Source organism: Herbidospora sp. RD11066 (assembly GCF_054661255.1).
Window position 1 is genome coordinate 727639 of record NZ_BAAGDO010000003.1, and the last position, 18703, is coordinate 746341.

At 68.9% G+C, this 18703-nt stretch carries 17 protein-coding genes; 4 read left to right on the forward strand and 13 right to left on the reverse strand.

All coding sequences use genetic code 11. The features are described 5' to 3' along the window. Window positions 1–75: 75 nt before the first annotated feature. Window positions 76–1026 carry a D-alanine--D-alanine ligase family protein gene (locus ACYQ78_RS14975; RefSeq protein ID WP_459801423.1) on the reverse strand — a complete coding sequence of 317 codons (951 nt, stop codon included), beginning with the start codon at window positions 1024–1026 and terminating at the stop codon, window positions 76–78. A 59-nt stretch (window positions 1027–1085) separates the two neighbouring features. After that, window positions 1086–2318, reverse strand: coding sequence for an aminotransferase-like domain-containing protein (locus ACYQ78_RS14980; RefSeq protein WP_459801778.1), 1233 nt, complete (start codon window positions 2316–2318; stop codon window positions 1086–1088). A 273-nt stretch (window positions 2319–2591) separates the two neighbouring features. On the opposite strand from ACYQ78_RS14980, the gene ACYQ78_RS14985 reads away from it, so the two are divergent. Further along, window positions 2592–3212 carry a GNAT family N-acetyltransferase gene (locus tag ACYQ78_RS14985; protein WP_459801424.1) on the forward strand — a complete coding sequence of 207 codons (621 nt, stop codon included), beginning with the start codon at window positions 2592–2594 and terminating at the stop codon, window positions 3210–3212. 66 nt (window positions 3213–3278) lie between these two features. Here the strand turns inward: ACYQ78_RS14985 and trxA are convergent, their stop codons facing one another. From trxA to ACYQ78_RS15025, 8 genes are all read right to left on the reverse strand, one after another. After that, window positions 3279–3602 carry a thioredoxin gene (gene trxA / locus ACYQ78_RS14990; protein ID WP_459801425.1) on the reverse strand — a complete coding sequence of 108 codons (324 nt, stop codon included), beginning with the start codon at window positions 3600–3602 and terminating at the stop codon, window positions 3279–3281. Window positions 3603–3632: 30 nt separating this feature from the next. Beyond that, window positions 3633–4562: a thioredoxin-disulfide reductase gene (trxB, locus tag ACYQ78_RS14995; RefSeq protein WP_459801426.1), complete on the reverse strand. Its 930-nt coding sequence runs from the start codon at window positions 4560–4562 to the stop codon at window positions 3633–3635. Between the two features lie 115 nt (window positions 4563–4677). Further along, on the reverse strand, window positions 4678–5550 hold the full coding sequence (locus ACYQ78_RS15000; protein ID WP_459801427.1) for an anti-sigma factor family protein: 873 nt from the start codon (window positions 5548–5550) through the stop codon (window positions 4678–4680). Further along, window positions 5540–6184, reverse strand: coding sequence for an RNA polymerase sigma factor SigM (gene sigM / locus ACYQ78_RS15005; RefSeq protein ID WP_459801428.1), 645 nt, complete (start codon window positions 6182–6184; stop codon window positions 5540–5542). The genes ACYQ78_RS15000 and sigM overlap by 11 nt, the downstream gene beginning before the upstream one ends. A 96-nt stretch (window positions 6185–6280) precedes the next feature. Beyond that, entirely contained in the window at window positions 6281–7762 is a 1482-nt protein-coding gene (locus ACYQ78_RS15010; RefSeq protein ID WP_459801779.1) for a protein kinase family protein, read from the reverse strand. A gap of 199 nt (window positions 7763–7961) precedes the next feature. Continuing rightward, window positions 7962–9575, reverse strand: a complete 1614-nt coding sequence (murJ, locus tag ACYQ78_RS15015; protein ID WP_459801429.1) for a murein biosynthesis integral membrane protein MurJ — start codon at window positions 9573–9575, stop codon at window positions 7962–7964. 41 nt (window positions 9576–9616) lie between these two features. After that, complete coding sequence (locus tag ACYQ78_RS15020; protein ID WP_459801430.1) at window positions 9617–11680, reverse strand: DUF6049 family protein; 2064 nt, start codon at window positions 11678–11680, stop codon at window positions 9617–9619. A 37-nt stretch (window positions 11681–11717) separates the two neighbouring features. Beyond that, complete coding sequence (locus tag ACYQ78_RS15025; protein WP_459801431.1) at window positions 11718–12221, reverse strand: YbaK/EbsC family protein; 504 nt, start codon at window positions 12219–12221, stop codon at window positions 11718–11720. A gap of 114 nt (window positions 12222–12335) precedes the next feature. Between ACYQ78_RS15025 and ACYQ78_RS15030 the strand changes: the two genes are divergently transcribed. Next, window positions 12336–13751, forward strand: a complete 1416-nt coding sequence (locus ACYQ78_RS15030) for a CCA tRNA nucleotidyltransferase (RefSeq protein WP_459801432.1) — start codon at window positions 12336–12338, stop codon at window positions 13749–13751. A gap of 2 nt (window positions 13752–13753) precedes the next feature. Beyond that, window positions 13754–14971 carry an adenosylmethionine--8-amino-7-oxononanoate transaminase gene (locus tag ACYQ78_RS15035; protein ID WP_459801780.1) on the forward strand — a complete coding sequence of 406 codons (1218 nt, stop codon included), beginning with the start codon at window positions 13754–13756 and terminating at the stop codon, window positions 14969–14971. Here ACYQ78_RS15035 and ACYQ78_RS15040 read toward each other — a convergent pair. Then, entirely contained in the window at window positions 14955–16256 is a 1302-nt protein-coding gene (locus tag ACYQ78_RS15040) for an MFS transporter (protein ID WP_459801433.1), read from the reverse strand. The genes ACYQ78_RS15035 and ACYQ78_RS15040 overlap by 17 nt on opposite strands. Window positions 16257–16347: 91 nt before the next feature. On the opposite strand from ACYQ78_RS15040, the gene idi reads away from it, so the two are divergent. Continuing rightward, a complete protein-coding gene (gene idi, locus ACYQ78_RS15045) occupies window positions 16348–16935 on the forward strand; it encodes an isopentenyl-diphosphate Delta-isomerase (protein WP_459801434.1) in 588 nt (195 codons plus the stop codon). A 47-nt stretch (window positions 16936–16982) separates the two neighbouring features. Here idi and ACYQ78_RS15050 read toward each other — a convergent pair whose 3' ends face one another. Next, window positions 16983–18062 carry an inositol-3-phosphate synthase gene (locus ACYQ78_RS15050; RefSeq protein ID WP_459801435.1) on the reverse strand — a complete coding sequence of 360 codons (1080 nt, stop codon included), beginning with the start codon at window positions 18060–18062 and terminating at the stop codon, window positions 16983–16985. 21 nt (window positions 18063–18083) lie between these two features. After that, on the reverse strand, window positions 18084–18680 hold the full coding sequence (locus tag ACYQ78_RS15055) for a PadR family transcriptional regulator (RefSeq protein WP_459801781.1): 597 nt from the start codon (window positions 18678–18680) through the stop codon (window positions 18084–18086). Between the last annotated feature and the right edge of the window lie 23 nt (window positions 18681–18703).

Below are 18703 nucleotides of genomic sequence, written 5' to 3' on the forward strand. Positions count from 1 at the left end.
ACCGCCCATGCAGGTGATGCATCTCGCCGCACCGACGCCGGATTCAGCTGGCTTCATTCTGTGAGGAGGTCCCCGCTACCCCCGCCGCGCCGCGATCTCCAGCAGCCCCCGGCACAACGCCCCCAGGTCCCGCCCCGCAGCCTCAGCCGCCATCGGCAGCAGCGACGTCTCCGTCATCCCCGGCGCCACGTTCACCTCGAGGAACCACGGCTTCCCATCACCATCGACGATCAGGTCAGTCCGCGACACATCCCGCAGCCCCAACGCCGAATGCGCCGCCACCGCCATCGCCTCACACGCCGCCATCGCCTCATCCCCCAGCCGCGCCGGCGCGAAGAACTCCGTCCGCCCGGCCGTGTACCGGGCCGCGTAATCATAAGCCCCGCCATCGGGCACGATCTCCACAGGCGGCAGCGCGACGGGCCCGTCGCCGAGGTCGACGACGGACACCGCGACCTCCACGCCCTCGATGTACGTCTCGATGAGCGCCGTGTCCCCGTACGCGAAACACCCCACCATCGCGGCCGGCAGCTCTTCGGCCGACCGCACGATGGACGCCCCCAGCGCAGACCCACCCCGAGAAGGCTTCACGAACAGCGGCAGCCCCAGAGACTCGACGATCCGCGCAAGAACGGAAGAAGCCCCCAGGTCATGAAAGGTCTCTTTGGGAAGCGCCACCGAATCGGGCGTGTTCAGGCCCCACGACCGCACCACCGCCTTCGCCGTCGGCTTGTCGAAGGCCACCCGGCACGCGTCAGGCGCCGCCCCCACGTAAGGCACCCCGAGGAGCTCCAGCACGGAACGGATCGCGCCGTCCTCCCCGGCCCCGCCGTGCAGGGTCACGAAGACGGCCGTGGGGCGTTCGGACAGCACGGTCGGGACGAGGGTGGAGTCGGTGTCGCGGGTCTCGACGTCGACGCCCTGGGCGCGCAGGACCTCGGCCACCCGCCGGCCGGACCGGATGGAGACCTCCCGCTCGTAGGACAGTCCCCCTGCCAGTACGAGCACGTGTCCGAGATCGCTCATAGCCCGGCCTTTCTCCGATTCCTGTACGGCTAGCCCGAACAGGCTAGCCGTACAGACGATCAGGCGAGGTCCGGACCGGGTGTGTCCACGCCGGAGTGGCCGTCGCGGGACCGGGTGCCGAACATCTCGACGGTCCGCAGTTCTTCTTCGATGACGCCGGCGAGCCGCCGGACGCCCTCGCGGATGCGGTCGGGCTGCGGGTAGCAGTACGACAGCCGCATGTGGCGGGAGCCCGAGCCGTCGGCGTAGAAGCCGGTGCCGGGGACGAACGCCACGCGTTTGTCCACAGCCTGGGGAAGCATCGCCTTGGAGTTGAGCCCCTCGGGGAGGGTCATCCACACGAAGAATCCACCGGCCGGTTTCGTCCAGGTGCAGCCTTCGGGCATCTGCATCTCCAGCGCGCCGAGCAGGGCGTCGCGGCGTTCGCGGTAGAGCTCGCGGAAGGTCTTGATCTGCTCGCGCCACGGCTGCGTGGCCAGGTATTGGCCGACGGCGAGCTGGGTGAACGTCGAGTGCGACAGCACGGCCGACTCCATGGCCAGCACGAGCTTCTGCCTGATCGCGTGAGGTGCGAGAGCCCAGCCGACCCGGAAGCCGGGGGCGAGGGTCTTGGAGAACGAGCCCAGGTAGACGACCCCGTCGGGGTCGTCGGCGCGCAGGGCCCGGAGCGGTTCGCCGTCGAAGCCCAGCATGCCGTAGGGGTTGTCTTCCACGACGAGGATGCCGGCCTTCTGGCAGATCTCCAGGACCTGCCGGCGCCGGACCAGGTTCAGGGTGACCCCGGCCGGGTTCTGGAAGGTCGGGATCGTGTAGAGGAACTTGATGCGCTGCCCGGAGGCGTGCAGGGCGTAGATCGTCTGGGCCAGGGATTCGGGGATGAGCCCCTGGTCGTCCATGGCGATGTGGACGACCTTCGCCTGGTAGGCCGAGAACGTGCCGAGCGCGCCGACGTAAGAGGGACCCTCGGCCAGGACGATGTCGCCGGGGTCGACGAAGATGCGGGTGATCAGATCGAGCGCCTGCTGCGAGCCCACCGTGACGACCACGTCGTCGGCGCCCGCGTCGATGCCCTCCATGCGCATGACCTCGCAGATCTGCTCACGCAGTGCGGGGTCACCCTGGCCCGAGCCGTATTGCAGGGCTTCGGGGCCGCGGCGGTTGACCAGGTCGGCGACCAGTTCACCGACCACGTCCAGGGGGAGCGCCGTGACGTAGGGCATGCCGCCGGCGAGCGAGACCACCTCTGGCCTCGATGCGACGGCGAACAGAGCTCGGATCTCGGAGGCGACCATCCCGGTAGCTCGTGCGGCGTACCGATCGACGTAGGCATCGATGCGTGACCCGTGGGTCGCGGGTGTCCGACCGTGATCCGTCTCATTCGTCACGGTCCACCTCCGTTTCATAGGCGTTAATTAGAGGGTAAGGCAGCCGACTGAACGGTCCGCAATCGGTATCAGCATGAGAGAAGGGGCGCCGGGTGCGCGCCGAATTCCCGTTCTGGCTGGGAGCACCGGCTACTATTCCAGCAAAACTGCCGGGACCAATGCCGGGAATAGGGGCGTCACGTGTCGCGTCGGCTGGCCAGCATCACGCTCGACAATCTTGATGACCTGCCGCGCAGGTGTCGCAATTGCGTGTTCTGGGAGCTCGACCCCATGGGGGGCGAGCGGGCCGCGCAGGCCGGGGAGCCCAGCTTGGAGAAGGAGGCGTGGGTCTCCGCCACGCTGCTCGAATGGGGCTCCTGCGGCAAGATCGCATATGTCGACGGCGTGGCCGCGGGGTTCGTGCTGTTCGCGCCGCCGCTTTACGTCCCGAGATCGGTGGCTTTTCCCACCTCACCGGTGAGTTCCGACGCGGTGCTGCTGATGACGGCCCACATCATTCCCGAGTTCTCGGGCGGCGGGCTCGGGCGCATGCTCGTGCAGGGCGTGGCGAAAGATCTCACCCGCCGGGGTGTACGCGCGATCGAGGCCTTCGGCGACCTCAAATGGGAGCAGCCGGGGTCGTGCGTGACCCCGGCCGACTACCTGCTGTCGGTGGGGTTCAAGACCGTCCGGCCGCATCTGCGGTTCCCCCGCCTGCGGCTGGAGCTGAAGACGGCCGTCTCGTGGCGTGAGGACGTCGAGGTGGCCCTGGAGCGCCTTCTCGGCTCCATGTCACCCGAACGGGCGCTGCGGCCCGTCTGAAACGATCTGAGAGCCGTACAGAACCAAAAAGAAAGCCCTCCCCGCGGGGAGGGCTTTCAAACGTGCTTAGACGATGCCGTCGAGCTCGCGCAGGAGCATGGCCTTCGGCTTGGCGCCGATGATCTGCTTCACGACCTCGCCGCCCTTGTAGACGTTCATCGTCGGGATCTGCAGGATGCCGTAGTCACGCGCGATGTCCGGGTTCTCGTCGATGTTGAGCTTCACGACGGTCAGCTTGTCGGCGTGCTCGTTGGCGATCTCCTGGAGGATCGGCGCGACCTGGCGGCACGGCCCGCACCACTCGGCCCAGAAGTCGACGATGACGGGCTTGTCGCTCTGGAGGACCTCCGCCGTGAAGTCGGCGGCGGTGACGTTCTTGACGGTGCCCACGATGGCTCTCCTTGAAAAAATGGTTCGGAACTATTCCTGGTCGGTGAGCCAGCGCTCCGCGTCGAGCGACGCGGCACAGCCCGTGCCGGCTGCGGTGATGGCCTGCCGGTAGGTGTGGTCGACGAGGTCGCCACAGGCGAAGACGCCGGGGATGTTGGTCTTGGTGGTGGGGGCCTCGACCTTGACGTAGCCCTCGTCGTCGAGGTCGATCTGGCCCTTGACCAGCTCGCTGCGCGGGTCGTGGCCGATCGCCAGGAACAGGCCGGTGGCCTCGACGGTCGTCTCTTCGCCGGTCTTGAGGTTGCGGACGAGCACGCCGGACACCTTGGCGTCGCCCAGGACGTCGACGACCTCGCTGTCCCACAGGAAGCGGATCTTGTCGTTGTTGAACGCCCGCTCCTGCATGATCTTGCTGGCGCGCAGTTCGTCGCGGCGGTGCACGACGGTGACCGTCCGGGCGAACCTGGTCAGGAAGGTGGCCTCCTCCATGGCGGTGTCGCCACCGCCCACGACCACGATGTCCTGGTCGCGGAAGAAGAACCCGTCACAGGTGGCACACCAGGACACGCCCTTGCCGGACAGCCGCTTCTCGTTGGTCAGACCGAGCTCGCGGTAGCCGGAGCCGGTCGCCAGGATGACGGACTTGGCGTAGTAGGTGTCGGTGTACGTCTTGACGACCTTGGGGTTGGCCTCCAGGTCGACCTCGAGGACGTCGTCGGCGATCAGCTCGGCGCCGAACCGCTCGGCCTGCTTGCGGAAGTTGTCCATGAGGTCGGGGCCCATGATGCCGTCGGGGAACCCGGGGAAGTTCTCCACGTCGGTGGTGTTCATGAGGGCGCCACCGGCGGTCACCGAGCCCTCGAACACCAGGGGACGTAGATCGGCGCGGGCGGAATAGACGGCCGCCGTGTAGCCGGCGGGGCCCGACCCGATGATGATCACGTTACGGACGTCGCTCAACGCTCTGCCTTTCCTTCATGTCTGCACGGGCGTCAACAGATCCTAGGCGTCGGCGATTCCCGCCACGCATGACGAAGGCCCCGCGGTATTCCGCGAGGCCTTGATCAGTGAAAACTCAGTTCCAGGTCGCGAGACCCTCGGGGCGCAGATTGTGGCAGTTGGAGCCGACCACGACCACGCGGACCGCGTTGATCGTCTTGTCCTCCCAGAAGGCCATGATCGTGGCGTCCTGCCCGTTGTAGAAGGCCCGGTCGACCGCTATCGGCTGGCGGTCGAGCTCGTTGGCCTTGCGCGCCACGCACTTGTCGGTCTGTTCGTCGCTGTTGCTGCCGGTGCCGGGCTCGGGACCGAAGTAGCCGAGCAGCGGGCCGTTCAGCTCGCGCGAGGTGTAGTTGTGGCCGCTGGCCCGGACCGCCCAGGCCGACTCGGCCGTCTTCTGCGGCGTGCGCTCGGGCGAGACCGCGGGCCCGGCCTGGGTCTGGACGACCCCGCCGTCACCCGTACCGGACGCCACCAGCTGCGTGGCGAGCCCGACTCCGCCGAACACCACCGCGGCCGCGGCGGCCGCCGTGATCGGCATGGCCCAGGCCCGGCGGGACTTCTTCCGGCGAGCGGCCGCCGGTGCCAGCGGCACCACGAGAGGCTCGACGACCGGCTCGGAGATCGGCTTGACGACCGGCTCGGCAGGCTGTTCCCAGGGCGAGTCCTTCATGAGCTCGTCCCAGTTCGGCTCCTCGACGAGGCGGAGGCCACCCCGCTGCGCCTCCGCTTCCAGGGCCCGGTCGATGCGCATCGCGACGCCCAGCGGCATCGCGGTCACCGGGACCGCTGAGAGGAGTTCGCGAACCGCGGCCAGACCGGCGAGGCTTTCCCCGCAGGCGTCGCAGATCGCGAGATGCGACCGGACCTCCAGGGCCGTCACGTCGTCGAGGAGTCCCTCGGCGAGCTCGGCCAGGATCTCCAGGTCGTAGTGCGTGTCACCCGTCACGAAGTTCTGCTCCCTTCGGGGATGAGACGCGAGTGAGGTCTGATCGGTTCCGCAGATGCGAAAGAATCGGGGCAAGTTTCGCGCGCCCCCGCGCACATCGACTCTTCACCGTTCCGGACGGCACGTCCAGTACGGCCGCGGCGTCCTCGACCGAGTAGCCCATCATGTCGACGAGCACCAGCGCGGCCCTCTGGTCGGCGGGCAGCAGCTTGAGCGCGGCCGTGACCTCGAGAGACACCTCGCGCTCGGCCGTCTGGTCGGGCAGCGGCATGTCGCGTTCCGCGGCCTCGATGAGCTCGTCGTCGGCCACCGGACGGACCGATTTCCGGCGCATACGGTCAAGACAGGCGTTGACCACGATCCGGTGCAGCCACGTCGTGACGGCGGCGTCGCCCCGGAAACTCTCGGCCTTGCGGTAGGCGGAGACGAAGGCGTCCTGGACCGCGTCGGCGGCCTCGTCGGGGTCGCCCAGCGTCCGCAGGGCCACCGCCCACATGCGGTCGCGGTGGCGCTTGACGATCTCGCTGAACGCCGCGGTGTCGCCCTCGATGTGACGGGTCAGCAGATCGGCATCACTCAGCACCGGCCGATCCGATGGATCGGCCGGCTGGGGAAGGTCTGGCGGCGAGGTCACTGGTCTGCCGATCCCGAGGGGTTCACGTGCACGATGGTGCCACCATACTTCCCTCTGCGATTGGCAAAGCGCGTAAACCAGATCAAACCGGCCTGCTCAATCCTTCAAGGCCAGGAGCTTCACGTCGCGGATCATGGTGCGGAAGCCGTTGTTGTGCGGCGGCAGTTCGGTGAACCACACGAGCAGGTAGCGGGTCTTCGACGAGCCGTTGAGGTCGAAGGTGACCTTGCCGGTGACCTTCGGCCGGGTGAGGAAGGTCTTCAGGCTGTCGGCCTCGGGGGAGGTGCCGGTGCGCAGCTCGACGGTGCCGCCCGACTCGCCGAAGTCGATCACGGCCTGGGTCAGCCGCATCTCCTTGCCCAGGTCGAGCAGCAGGCCGACGCCCTCTTTCAGGCGGCCGAAGTCGGGGCCGCCGTAGGTCTCGGTGTGCCAGTCGGTGGTCGCGGAGCCGTCGATGGCCAGGGCGGCCAGCTCGTTGCGCTCCTCGCCGTCGCCGAGCGGGTCGAAGCCGACCGCGCCGGCGATCTTCACCTCGGTGGGCTTCACGGCGGTGTTCTCCTCCGCCGCGGACGTCGGGGACGCCGAGGGGACGGCGGGCTCGGTGCCCAGGCTCTTGCCGAGCGTCCAGGCGCCGACGCCGACCACGACCATGGCCAGCAGGACCACCACGGTCAGCAGGAACCGCGACAGCATGGGGGAGCGGCGCGGGGGCGGCGGGCGGTGGATGATCGGCGGCATCGCGGGCCGGCCCAGCGTGTCGACCGGCTCGGAGCGCAGCTCGATCGACGGCGGGACGGTCGAGACCGAGGCGGGCGCCGGGCGGGGCACCTCGGCCAGCGCCTCGGCGATCTCGTCGGGGGTGTCCATCGGCTCGGCGCCCCGGCGCAGGCTGAGGATCCGGGCCGCGATCGTGTCGAGGTAGCCGGGCACACCCGCCGTGACCTGGCGCGGGGTGCAGTAGTGGTGGTCGTCGACGGGGGCCTCGGGCAGGCCGCAGTCCTCGCTGGAGGGCCAGTGGCCGGTGAGGGCGGCGTAGAGCAGGCGGCCGAGACCTTGGGCGTCGGCGTGGGCCATCTCCTCGTCGGACAGGCCGTCGGTGGCGTCGAGGATGGCGGCGTCGACGCCGACCCCGAGCAGCTTGACGGTGTTCCCTGAGGTCCACATCAGGCGGCTGGGGGTGAGGTTCAGGTGGGCCAGACCGTGGGCGTGGGCGTGGGCCATCGCCTCGGCGGCCTCGGCGACCAGGGCGGCGCCGCGCTCGGCCTCGAGCGGACCGGCCGACAGCAGGTCGAGCAGGCTCTCGCCGGAGACCCACTCGCTGACGACATAGGCGACGCCGTCTTCGTCGGCGGCGTCGAAGACCTGGGTGAGCCGGGGGTCGGTGAGCCGGGAGGCGGCCCGCGCGGCGGTCACGACCTCCGACTGGCGTTCGAAATCGGGGGAGAACGTGTGGACGGCCACCGGCCGTGCCAGCACTTCGTCGATGGCCTTCCACAGGGTGGCCCCGGAAGACTCCTTCACCCGGTCTTCCAGGCGGAAACGATCAGCGAGACGGGTTCCGGGTTCGACAGTGGACATGCTCACGCCGCCGCTCCCAAGAACGGCAGTCGATTCCGGGTGGATCCGCCCACACCTGCCCGCTTCCGCTCGACACTGTTCCTGCTACGTCTCTACCGCGTCCCCTGTGGCGCACCATGCTAGTGCCGCGCCGGTCTTGCCCGCCTTCCCCTTCGGAGTCGCATCAACCGGACCTTAAGCCCCGTTGGCACGGAAACCGTTAGCGTCCTACCCGTCTCGTCACCATTCCAATAATGGACCGCACTTCCGGAATGCCCAGACGGTGCGCGATAACAAGGTAGACACCAAGCGCGAGACCGCCGCCGACGACGAGCACGGCCAGCGAGCTGAGCACGCTCACCTCGGTGATCCGCACGCTCCCCCACAGCACCGCCAGCGCCACGAGGGCGGCCGGGATGGCCGCGAGGTACATGCGCATCAGCCCCGAGGCGACGGCCCGCCCGCCGAGCCCGTTGACCCGACGCGACGCCAGCACCCACGTGAGGACGCACGCCAGAACGTATGTCACGGTGAACGAACCCGCCAAACCCATGACAACAAGGTCGGGCGGGATGGTGAAGTACAAAGTGAGCCCAATTGCCGCGTTGACCACGACGTTCGCCCCCGCGATCACCGCCGGAGTGCGGGTGTCGCCGAGACTGTAGAAAACCCGCAGCAGCAACTGGAAGATCGAGAACGGCACCAGCGCGAGCCCGAACACCTGGAGCACGTTGCCGATGTAGATGGCCTGCTCGATCGAGACCGCCCCGCGGCCGAAGATCAGCACGGTCACCGAGGGCCCGAGGACCATCAGCAGCAGCCCGGCGGGCACGATCAGCGCGCTGACCGTGCGCACCCCCCCCGCGAACTCACGCCGGGCCGACTCGAAGTCCTTGTCGTGCATGTAGCGGCTGAGCTGGGGGAGCAGGGCCGTGATCACGGACACCGCGATGATCCCGTACGGAAGCTGGAAGAGCTGGAAGGCGTAGGAGTAGGGCGTGATGCCCCGGCCGTGCACGCCCGCCGCGTCGGCGGCCGCACCGGCGCCGACGGCCAGGTTGGTGGTGACCACGAAGCCGATCTGGTTGATCACCGTGAAGGCGAGCGCGCCCGCGCCGAGCCGGGCCATCTCCCCCAGGCCCGCGTTGCGCAGGTCGAACCTCGGCCGGAACTTCACCCCGGCCCGCAGCAGCGCGATGACCAGCACGATCGCCTGGGCCACGATGCCGGCGGTGGTGCCCAGGCCCAGCAGCATCAGGTCGGCCTGGGTGACCAGGTCGACGTTGGAGGGGCCGCCGCTCAGCAGGTAGGCCGCCGCGACGCCGATCACCACGATGTTGTTCAGCACCGGCGCCCACATCGGGGCGGCGAACCGGTCGCGGGTGTTGAGGATCGCCCCGGCCACGGCGCCCACGCCGAAGAAGGCGATCTGGGGGAGGATGAACTGGGCCATCGTCACGGCCGCCGCGACGCCCTCGGGGGGGAGCTTGTCGGCGTACAGGAGCACGAGGGGTTTCGCCAGCACGACCGCGATGATCGCGACGGCGGTGAGCCCGAGCGCGGCGACGGTCAGGAGCCGCTGCTCGTAGGCGGCTCCCCCGTCGGGGTCGGTCTTCTGCCGCCGCACGATCGCGGGCACCACCACGCTGCTCAGCACGCCGGTGATCAGCAGGTCGAGCAGCACGAACGGGATCATGTAGGCGACGTTGTAGGCGTCGCCCAGGATCTTGACGCCGATGGCCGAGGCCAGGATGGCGGTCCGGAGGAAACCGGTCAGACGCGACACGAGTGTGCCCGCCGCCATGATCGCGCTCGCGCGAAGCATCCGGCTCATCGATCGACTCCTTGATCCACCCGGCGACAGCGAGACGAAGGCTACGCCCCTTGGGGCTCCTCCTGCTCCCTGGGCATCGGCACGGGCGCCGGGAAGACCGGATCCTTGCGCTGATGGCGGCGCAGCAGCCGCATCACCACGGCGGCCAGCATGATCGTCACCGCCACGCCGACGATGACCAGGGCAATGCCGGTGTACCCGGTGGCGGAGATGACGATCTTCGTCGGCTTGCCGTATTTCCGGCCGTCGGGCGTCAGGAGCTGCACGTCGAAGGTGGCCCGGCCGTGGTCGGCGGGCACCACGACGGGGATCTCGAACGACCCGGCCTTACCGGCCTGGACCTCGGCCTGCTCCTGGGTGAAGATCCCGCCGGGCGCCTCGACCTGGAGCTGGTCGGGGTCGCGCGACTGGACCTCGAGGTTGAACTTCACGTTCTCGCGCAGCGTGTTGCGGACCGTCACCAGGATGCGGCCGTTGTTGCCGGCCACCGCGAACGGGTCGTCGGCGCCGACGATGAAGACCTTGTCCATCTGCTTGACGATCGCCGAGTTGAGCTGCCGGGCGAACCCGGGCGCCTTCTTGCCGCCCCGCCACGACGCCGAGGTGAGCCGCAGCACCGCCCGGTCGTAGGTCCGCTGCCCGCTGGTCGGCAGCGCCATCGCGACCTCGGCCGTGCGGTCGAGCTTGCGAACCCCGCTCATGTACGACTTGGGCAACTCCACCTGCCGCGCCTGCGCCGGATAGATCAGATCGCCCACCGGCGCGTTCTTGGCGGGCCGGATCGAGGCCAGCGACACGTCGCGCACCCACGGCAGCGGCTTGAGCAGCGCGCTCATGAACGTCGGGTCGGGGTTCCACAGGTGGTTGGACGGCATCGCGATCAGCGGCGCCGCCTTGCCCGGCGTGAGCCCGTTCATGGCGGTCTCGGCGATGTAGCGCTGCCGGGCCGCCACGGTCGCCCCGGCGGCGCGGCCGTCGGTGCCGAGCAGCCCGCTGAGCACCGGATCGGCCGTCTGCACGATCACCGGCCCGCTCACCGTGTCGACCACCCCGGCCGAACCGGCCCGCGCCACGGTCGCCGTCGGCGGCACCGCGGCCTGGGCCAGCAGCACCGTGTCGACGCCGTTGACGGCCAGCGCGTCGAGGGTGTCGCGGTCGATCACACCCCCGACCGGCCAGACCGTGGACGTGGTGGCGGAGGTCAGCTTGAGCAGCTGGTTGGTGGCGAACGACCCGACCAGCAGCGACGTGGGCGTGGTGGTGTCGAGGCCGTTGTGGACGATCGCCCCGAGGTCGGCGTCGGCGTAGGGCATCGCCATCACGGGGTTGTCGGCCAGCGCCGACCGCAGCGACGTCACCCACTCGCCCCCCTGGGCGAGGCCGGCCTTGGTGGTGCCGTCGGGCAGGAAGTAGGGGCGCGACACGCGCTGGGCGTCGTCGAGCACCGACCCGTCGACGAACCAGGTGGCGGTGTCTTCGGTCGCGGTGGCCAGCGCCAGCAGGTTGTTGAGGCGGCCGTCGCCGAACAGGTCGTCGTTGACGAACGTCTGGTCGTCGGCCCGCTTCGGCTGGGCGGTCAGCGGGAGGGCCAGCGCGAGCCGGGTCGGCTTCACGGCGGTGCCCTTGGGGACGAACGTCACGAAGGTCCGCTCGACGCCGACGACCTGCTCGGTGGCGCCGTCGACGGCCTCCACCTCCAGCGGGTAGACGCCCGCCTGCGAGATGCCGAGCTCGGCCGGGGTGAAGGTGACCGTGAACGGCAGCTTCCCGGTGCCGTCGAGCTGGGTGGGCGCCACCTTCGTGTTCCACGACGTGGTGAAGATGGTCTGGCCGGTGACATAGGCGGCCATGTCGGCCCGCGAGGTGAAGGGCCGCCCGGCGGCCCACTTCAGCCTGACCCGGACGAAGCTCTGCGGGATCCCGGTGACCGCGCCGGCGATGGTGATGACCTGGTCGGGCCGAGCTGGGGACTCGGGGCTGAACTCACTCAGCGTGACCGGGTCGGCCGCGCGTGCTGCAGCCGCGGCGGCCTCCGGGGCCGCCGGGATCGCCAGGCTCGCACCGGCGAGCAGAAAGGCGAACAAGACGGGACCGAGGCGACGCACGCCCTGAATGCTATAGGCCCCGGCCATATGGCCGATGTCAGCTTGCCAGGCCGTGACCGGCGAGCTCCACGGGCTTTCCCGAGGCCAGAGGGAAGAGATGCACAGCGCGTAGTCGCAAGGCTGTCATGCGTTCGCCCGTGGCGGTGTGGACGAACTCGTCGGGGTCGGTGGCGTCGACCAGCCGCCGGTCGATGAGGAGGGTGAGCTTCTCGGGCAGCAGCAGCGGGCAGACCAGCCCGGCCGCGTAGTCGGTGACGGCGTTGACCGTGTAGGAGGAGGCGGGGCGGACCCGTTCGGCGCCTAACGCGGAGGCGATCACGCCGGGCCGGGGTTTGCCGGCCACCGAGCTGATGACCGCGACCGATTCGCGGCAGCCGCGCGTGGTGACGTCGAAGACGGTGACGGTGACGCACGTCTCGGGTGGAACACCCAGCATCTCGGGCAGTTCGTCGGCGGAAGTCAGGACGCGGGGAAGCCGTACGATTTCATGGTGGATTTGACGGGCGAGGAGCCAGCGATGGATCGCGAGGGCGTCCTGCATTTGGTGTGCTCCTTCTCCCGGCCCCCGACAGATCTGCACTGAACGTAGCCTGCTGATCGCCATAGGTGTATTAGCCCAGTGGCACCTGTTCCGTAACCGAAGGACCTACCCAGCTTGTCCCCTACAAACCCGATAGAGAACGCTCTGGCCGACCTGCTCCGCCGGATCGAACCCGTCGCCCACGAACTGGGCGACCTGTTCGCCAAGCACGGCCACGAACTGGCCCTGGTGGGTGGGCCGGTGCGCGACGTGCTGCTCGGCCGATCGGGGGCCGACCTCGATTTCACCACCGACGCCCATCCTGGTCGAGTCCTGGAGATCGTGCGCGATTGGGGCGACGCGATCTGGACGATCGGCATCGACTTCGGCACGGTCGGCGTACGCAAGGGCGACTGGCAGCTCGAGATCACGACCTACCGCAGCGAGTCGTACGACCCCAAGTCGCGCAAGCCCGAGGTCGTCTACGGCCAGACGCTCGAAGCCGACCTGGCCCGGCGCGACTTCGCGGTCAACGCGATGGCGGTCCGGCTGCCCGGCCGCGAGTTCGTCGACCCCTACGGCGGCCTGGGCGACCTGGCCGCCAAGGTGCTGCGCACACCCGGCACCCCGGAGCAGTCGTTCGACGACGACCCGCTGCGGATGCTGCGGGCGGCCCGGTTCGCCTCGCAGCTCGGGTTCACCGTCCACCCCGACGCGGTCAGGGCGATGACCGAGATGGCCGACCGCATCGAGATCGTCTCGGCCGAGCGCATCCAGGCCGAGCTCGACAAGCTGATCTGCGGCGCCCACCCGCGCGAGGGCCTGGCCCTGCTGGTCGACACCGGGCTGGCCGACCACGTGCTGCCCGAGCTGCCCAAGCTGCGGCTGGAGATCGACGAGCACCACCGCCACAAGGACGTCTACGAGCACACGCTGATCGTGCTCGACCAGGCGATCGCCCAAGAGGTGGCCGGGCCCGACCGGGTGCTGCGCTGGGCGGCGCTGCTCCACGACATCGGCAAGCCGAAGACCCGCAGGAACGAGCCCGGCAACCGGGTCTCCTTCCACCACCACGAGGTCGTCGGCGCCCAGATGACCAAGCGCCGGATGACCGCTCTGCGGTTCCCGAAGGAGGTCACCTCCGACGTGGCCCGCCTGGTCGAGCTGCACCTGCGCTTCCACGGCTACGGCACCGGCGAGTGGACCGACAGCGCGGTCCGCCGCTACGTCCGCGACGCCGACCACCTGCTCGACCGGCTCCACAAGCTGACCAGGGCCGACTGCACCACCCGCAACAAGCGCAAGGCCGCCGCCCTGGCCCGCACCTACGACCAGCTCGAAGAGCGCATCGCCAAGTTGGCCGACGAAGAGGAACTGGCCAAGATCAGGCCCGAGCTCGACGGCAACGAGATCCAGGAGATCCTCGCCATCCCGCCGGGCCCGATGGTCGGCAAGGCGTACAAGTTCCTGCTCGACCTCCGGATGGACGAGGGCATGCTCGGCAAGGACGTCGCCCGTGCCCGCCTCTTGGAATGGGTGGCCCAGCAGTGAACCTGGCCGAGCTGGATAGGAAGCACGTCTGGCACCCGTATGCGACCGTGCCGCCCGCCGTGCCCACTCATGTGATGGAGGGCGCCGAGGGGGTCCACCTCACGTTCGCCGACGGGCGTGAGGTCATCGACGGCATGTCGTCGTGGTGGGCCGCCATCCACGGCTACCGGGTGCCGGAGATCGACGCCGCGATCACCTACCAGCTCGGCCGCATGGCCCACGTGATGTTCGGCGGGCTCACCCACGAGCCGGCGATCCTGCTGGCCGAGAAGCTGGCCGCGATGACCGGCTTCGAGAAGGTCTTCCTGGCCGACTCGGGCAGCGTCGCGGTCGAGGTCGCGATCAAGATGGCCGTCCAGGCGACCGGGAAGCGGCGGCTGCTGACGGTCCGGGGCGGCTACCACGGCGACACGTTCGGCTGCATGTCGGTCTGCGACCCGGTCAACGGGATGCACCACATCTTCACCGGCGCGGTGGCCGAGCAGGTCTTCGCGCCGGTGCCGCCGCTGGGCTACACGGCCGGGGTCGACCAGGCCTACCTCGACGAGGTCGACCGGCTGGCGGGCGATCCGGCGGTCGGGGCGATGATCCTGGAGCCGGTCGTCCAGGGCGCCGGGGGGATGCGGTTCTACAACCCGGCCTACCTGCGGGCGTTCCGGGAGATCTGCGACCGCCACGGGCTGCTGCTGATCGCCGACGAGATCGCCACCGGCTTCGGCCGCTCCGGCGAGCTGTTCGGCTGCGGCCATGCGGGCGTCAGGGCCGACATCATCACCGTCGGCAAGGCGCTGACCGGCGGCTACATGACCATGGCCGCCACCCTGACCACCCCCGAGATCGCCGAGCGCATCGGGCTGCTGATGCACGGGCCGACGTACATGGGAAACCCGCTGGCCGCCGCCGCGGCCGGCGCCTCACTCGACCTGCTGGCCGAGCGGCCCTGGCGCGAGGAGGTCCGCCTCATCGAGGAGACCCTGCGCAAGGGCCTGGCTCCGGTGCAGGCGTCGGTCGCCGATGTACGCGTCCTCGGCGCCATCGGGGTGATCGAGTGTCACGAGCCGGTCGACATGAAGAAGGCGCAGGACGCCGCGCTGGACCACGGCGTCTGGCTGCGCCCCTTCGGAAAACTCGTCTACGCGATGCCGCCCTACGCCTGCACCCGGGCGGAGGTGGCGGCCATCGCCGCCGCGATGGTCGCGGCGGCTACGGCTTCACTGTGAGCGGCTCCGCCTGCCGGACGACCGGAAGAACGGCCAGCCGGTAGGCGGCCGCCGCCACGAGATAGAGCACGGTGATCAGTGCCAGCACGAGGAACGACCGGCCGTCGGCGGGCAGCAACAGCGCCGACAGGGAGACCCCGACGACCATCATGCCGTTGAACAGCAGGTCGTAGATCGAGAAGACCCGGCCACGGTAGGCGTCGGCGATGCCGCGCTGGACCACGACGTCGGTGCAGATCTTTCCGCTCTGGCCCAGCACACCGGTGACGAACCCGGTGACCAGGAACCCCCACTGCTGGAAGGGGACGCACAACAGGAACTCCAGCACCCCGCACAGGGCCAGGGTGATCGGGATCCACGTCTCGATCCGGAAGTGCTGGGTCGCCCACGGCGTGAGGAACGCCGCAGCGAAGTAGCCCAGCCCCGAGGTCGCCACCACGCCGCCGAGCGCCATCAGGCCCACTTCGGTGTCGGTGGTGAAGTAGTAGCGGTAGAGCATCAGCACCATGCCGAGCGACATGCCGTAGAGGACCCGGTGGGCGGCCATGCTCCCGAGGGCCGCAGCCGGGCCGCGGCGGTGCGCGACGTAACGGACGCCGTCGACCAGGCCGCTGAGGACGTTGCGCACGGCGTCGCGGGCCTGTGGACGGTCGGGGTCGAACGAGGGACCGAGCAGCTCCCGGCTCATCTTCCTGGCGACCATCGCGCTGGAGGCGAAGATCACACCTGAGGTGAGCAGGATCACGGCGGTACCGATGTGGTCGGGCCCCAGGATCCATCGCATCACGAACCCGAGCCCCGCGCCCACGAACGTCACGACGGTCCCCGAGGTCGGCGTGACCGCGTTGGCGATCATGAGGGTGTCTTTCGGTACGACGTGGGGCAAAGAGGCCCCGAGCGCCGAGAGGAAGAACCGATTCACACCCAGAACGCCGAACGCGGTGGCGTAGAAAAGCCAGTCGGGGGCCTGGACGACGACCACGAGGGCCGACAGGAGCAGGAGTGATGCCCGGATGAGCGGGGCGATGACCAGGATCTGCCGCCGTGACCAGCGGTCGATGAAGACCCCGGCGAACGGGCCGACGATCGAATAGGGCAGCAGCAGGACCGCGAAAGCGGCCGCGACATCGGCGACCGACGTCTGCTTCTCAGGACTGAAGAAGGCATAGCCGGCCACCGCGAACTGGAAGATCCCGTCGGAGAACTGCGAGACCAGGCGGGTGCCGAAGAGCCGTCTGAAGTCCCTGCCTCGCAGAACGATACGAAGATCTGAGACGTAGGACACGTTGGTCAGCCTACGCGCGGCCCAAGCCTGGGACATCAGGGTCATCCCGGATAGGGCAGAACCGGAACGGAAGAGACCGTAGTCTCATTGCGTGACGAACGATGAACACGTCGTGCTTGTTGACCCTGAGGGCAACGCGGTGGGCACCGCCCCCAAGTCCACGGTCCACGGCACTGCCACCCCCCTGCACATGGCCTTCTCCAGCTACGTCTTCGACGCGTCGGGCAACGTCCTGCTCACCCGGCGGGCCGACCACAAGATCACCTGGCCCGGCGTGCTGACCAACAGCTGCTGCGGCCACCCCCTGCCCGGCGAGGGCCTCCCGTCGGCCGTCATTCGCCGGCTGTCCCACGAGCTTTCGCTGACCGTTTCCACGGTCGACCTGCTGCTGCCCCGCTTCTCCTACCGCGCGGTCATGCCCGACGGCACGGTCGAACACGAGCTGTGCCCGGTCTACCGCGCTCTGGTGGGCGAGGAGCCGACCGCCAACCCCGACGAGGTCGGCAGCGTCCTGTGGATGCCGTGGAAGGAGTTCTCCGACCGGGTGCTGGCCGGAGAGCTGGAGATCTCTCCCTGGGCCACCGAGCAGCTCCCCCAGCTGGTCGCCCTCGGGCCCGATCCCCTCACGTGGCCGATCGCCGATCCGTCGGAGCTTCCGGCCGCCGTACGCGATCTCTAGAAAAGCCGAGGGGCCCCGGGAGATTCCCGGGGCCCCTCGGCTGTGGTCTAGCGTTCGACCTCGCCGCGGATGAAGGCCTCCACCGCGTCGCGGGCGTCGTCGTCGGAGTACTGCTCCGGCGGCGACTTCATGAAGTAGGACGATGCCGACAGGATCGGCCCGCCGATGCCCCGGTCAAGGGCGATCTTGGCGGCGCGCACGGCGTCGATGATGACACCCGCCGAGTTGGGCGAGTCCCACACCTCGAGCTTGTATTCGAGGTTGAGCGGGGTGTCGCCGAACGAACGGCCCTCCAGGCGGACGTAGGCCCACTTGCGGTCGTCGAGCCACGGCACGTGGTCGGACGGGCCGATGTGGACGTCGGCCTTGGCCATCTCGTGGGGGATCTGCGAGGTCACCGACTGCGTCTTGGAGATCTTCTTCGACTGGAGGCGCTTACGCTCCAGCATGTTCATGAAGTCCATGTTGCCGCCGAAGTTGAGCTGGTAGGTGCGCAGCAGCTCCACACCGCGGTCTTCGAACAGCTTGGCCATGACCCGGTGGGTGATGGTCGCGCCGACCTGCGACTTGATGTCGTCGCCGACGATCGGCACCCCGGCGTCGGTGAACTTCTGGGCCCACTCGGGGTCGGAGGCGATGAAGACCGGCAGGGCGTTGACGAAGCCGACCTTGGCGTCGATCGCGCACTGCGCGTAGAACCGGTCGGCCTCTTCCGAGCCCACCGGGAGGTAGGAGACGAGCACGTCGACGCGGGCGTCCTTGAGCACCTGGACCACGTCGACCGCGTGGTCGTCGGACTCCTGGATGATCTCGCGGTAGTACTCACCGAGGCCGTCGAGAGTCGGGCCACGCTGGACGTTCACGCCGAGCGGCGGCACGTCGCAGAACTGGATGGTGTTGTTCTCGGAGGCGAGGATCGCCTCGGAGAGGTCGCGCCCGACCTTCTTGGCGTCGACGTCGAATGCCGCCACGAACTCGACATCGCCGACGTGGTAGTCGCCGAACTGGACGTGCATGAGGCCCGGCACACGCATGGCCGGGTCGGCGTCCTTGTAGTAGTGGACGCCCTGCACCAGTGAGGCGGCGCAGTTCCCCACACCTACGATGGCTACGCGCACCGAACCCATCGCACTCGCTCCTTTGGATCGTTATTCATCGGAACCGGGACGTTCGTCCCGTTCTGATTGGCTTTTATCGGCGGCTTGCGCCCGTTCTGTGTTGATCAGCTCGTTGAGCCAGCGGACCTCGCGTTCGACCGACTCCAGCCCGTGGCGCTGCAGCTCGAGCGTGTAGCTGTCGAGCCGCTCGCGGGTGCGGGCCAGGGCCGTGCGGACGTTTTCCATTCGTTCCTCCAGGCGGCTGCGCCGCCCTTCGAGGATCCGCAGGCGTACTTCGGCCTCCGTGTGACGGAAGAACGCGAAGTGGATGCCGAAGCTCTCGTCCTCCCAGGAGGACGGACCCGCCTGGGTCAGCAGCTCCTGAAGGCGCTCCTTCCCTTCGGCGGTGAGCTTGTAAACGATCTTCGACCGTCGGCCGAGGACCACGTCGTCCGGGGGCTCCTCCTCGACGATCAGGCCGTCGTTGAGCAAACCCTTCAAGCATGGGTAGAGCGAGCCGTAGGAGAACGCGCGGAACATCCCGAGCAGGGTGTTGAGGCGCTTGCGCAGCTCGTAACCGTGCAGCGGGTTCTCGTGGAGAGAGCCGAGGACGGCGAGCTCCAGGACACCGCTTCTGGACCCGGTCACTGGAACCACCTCCTCGGTATGCA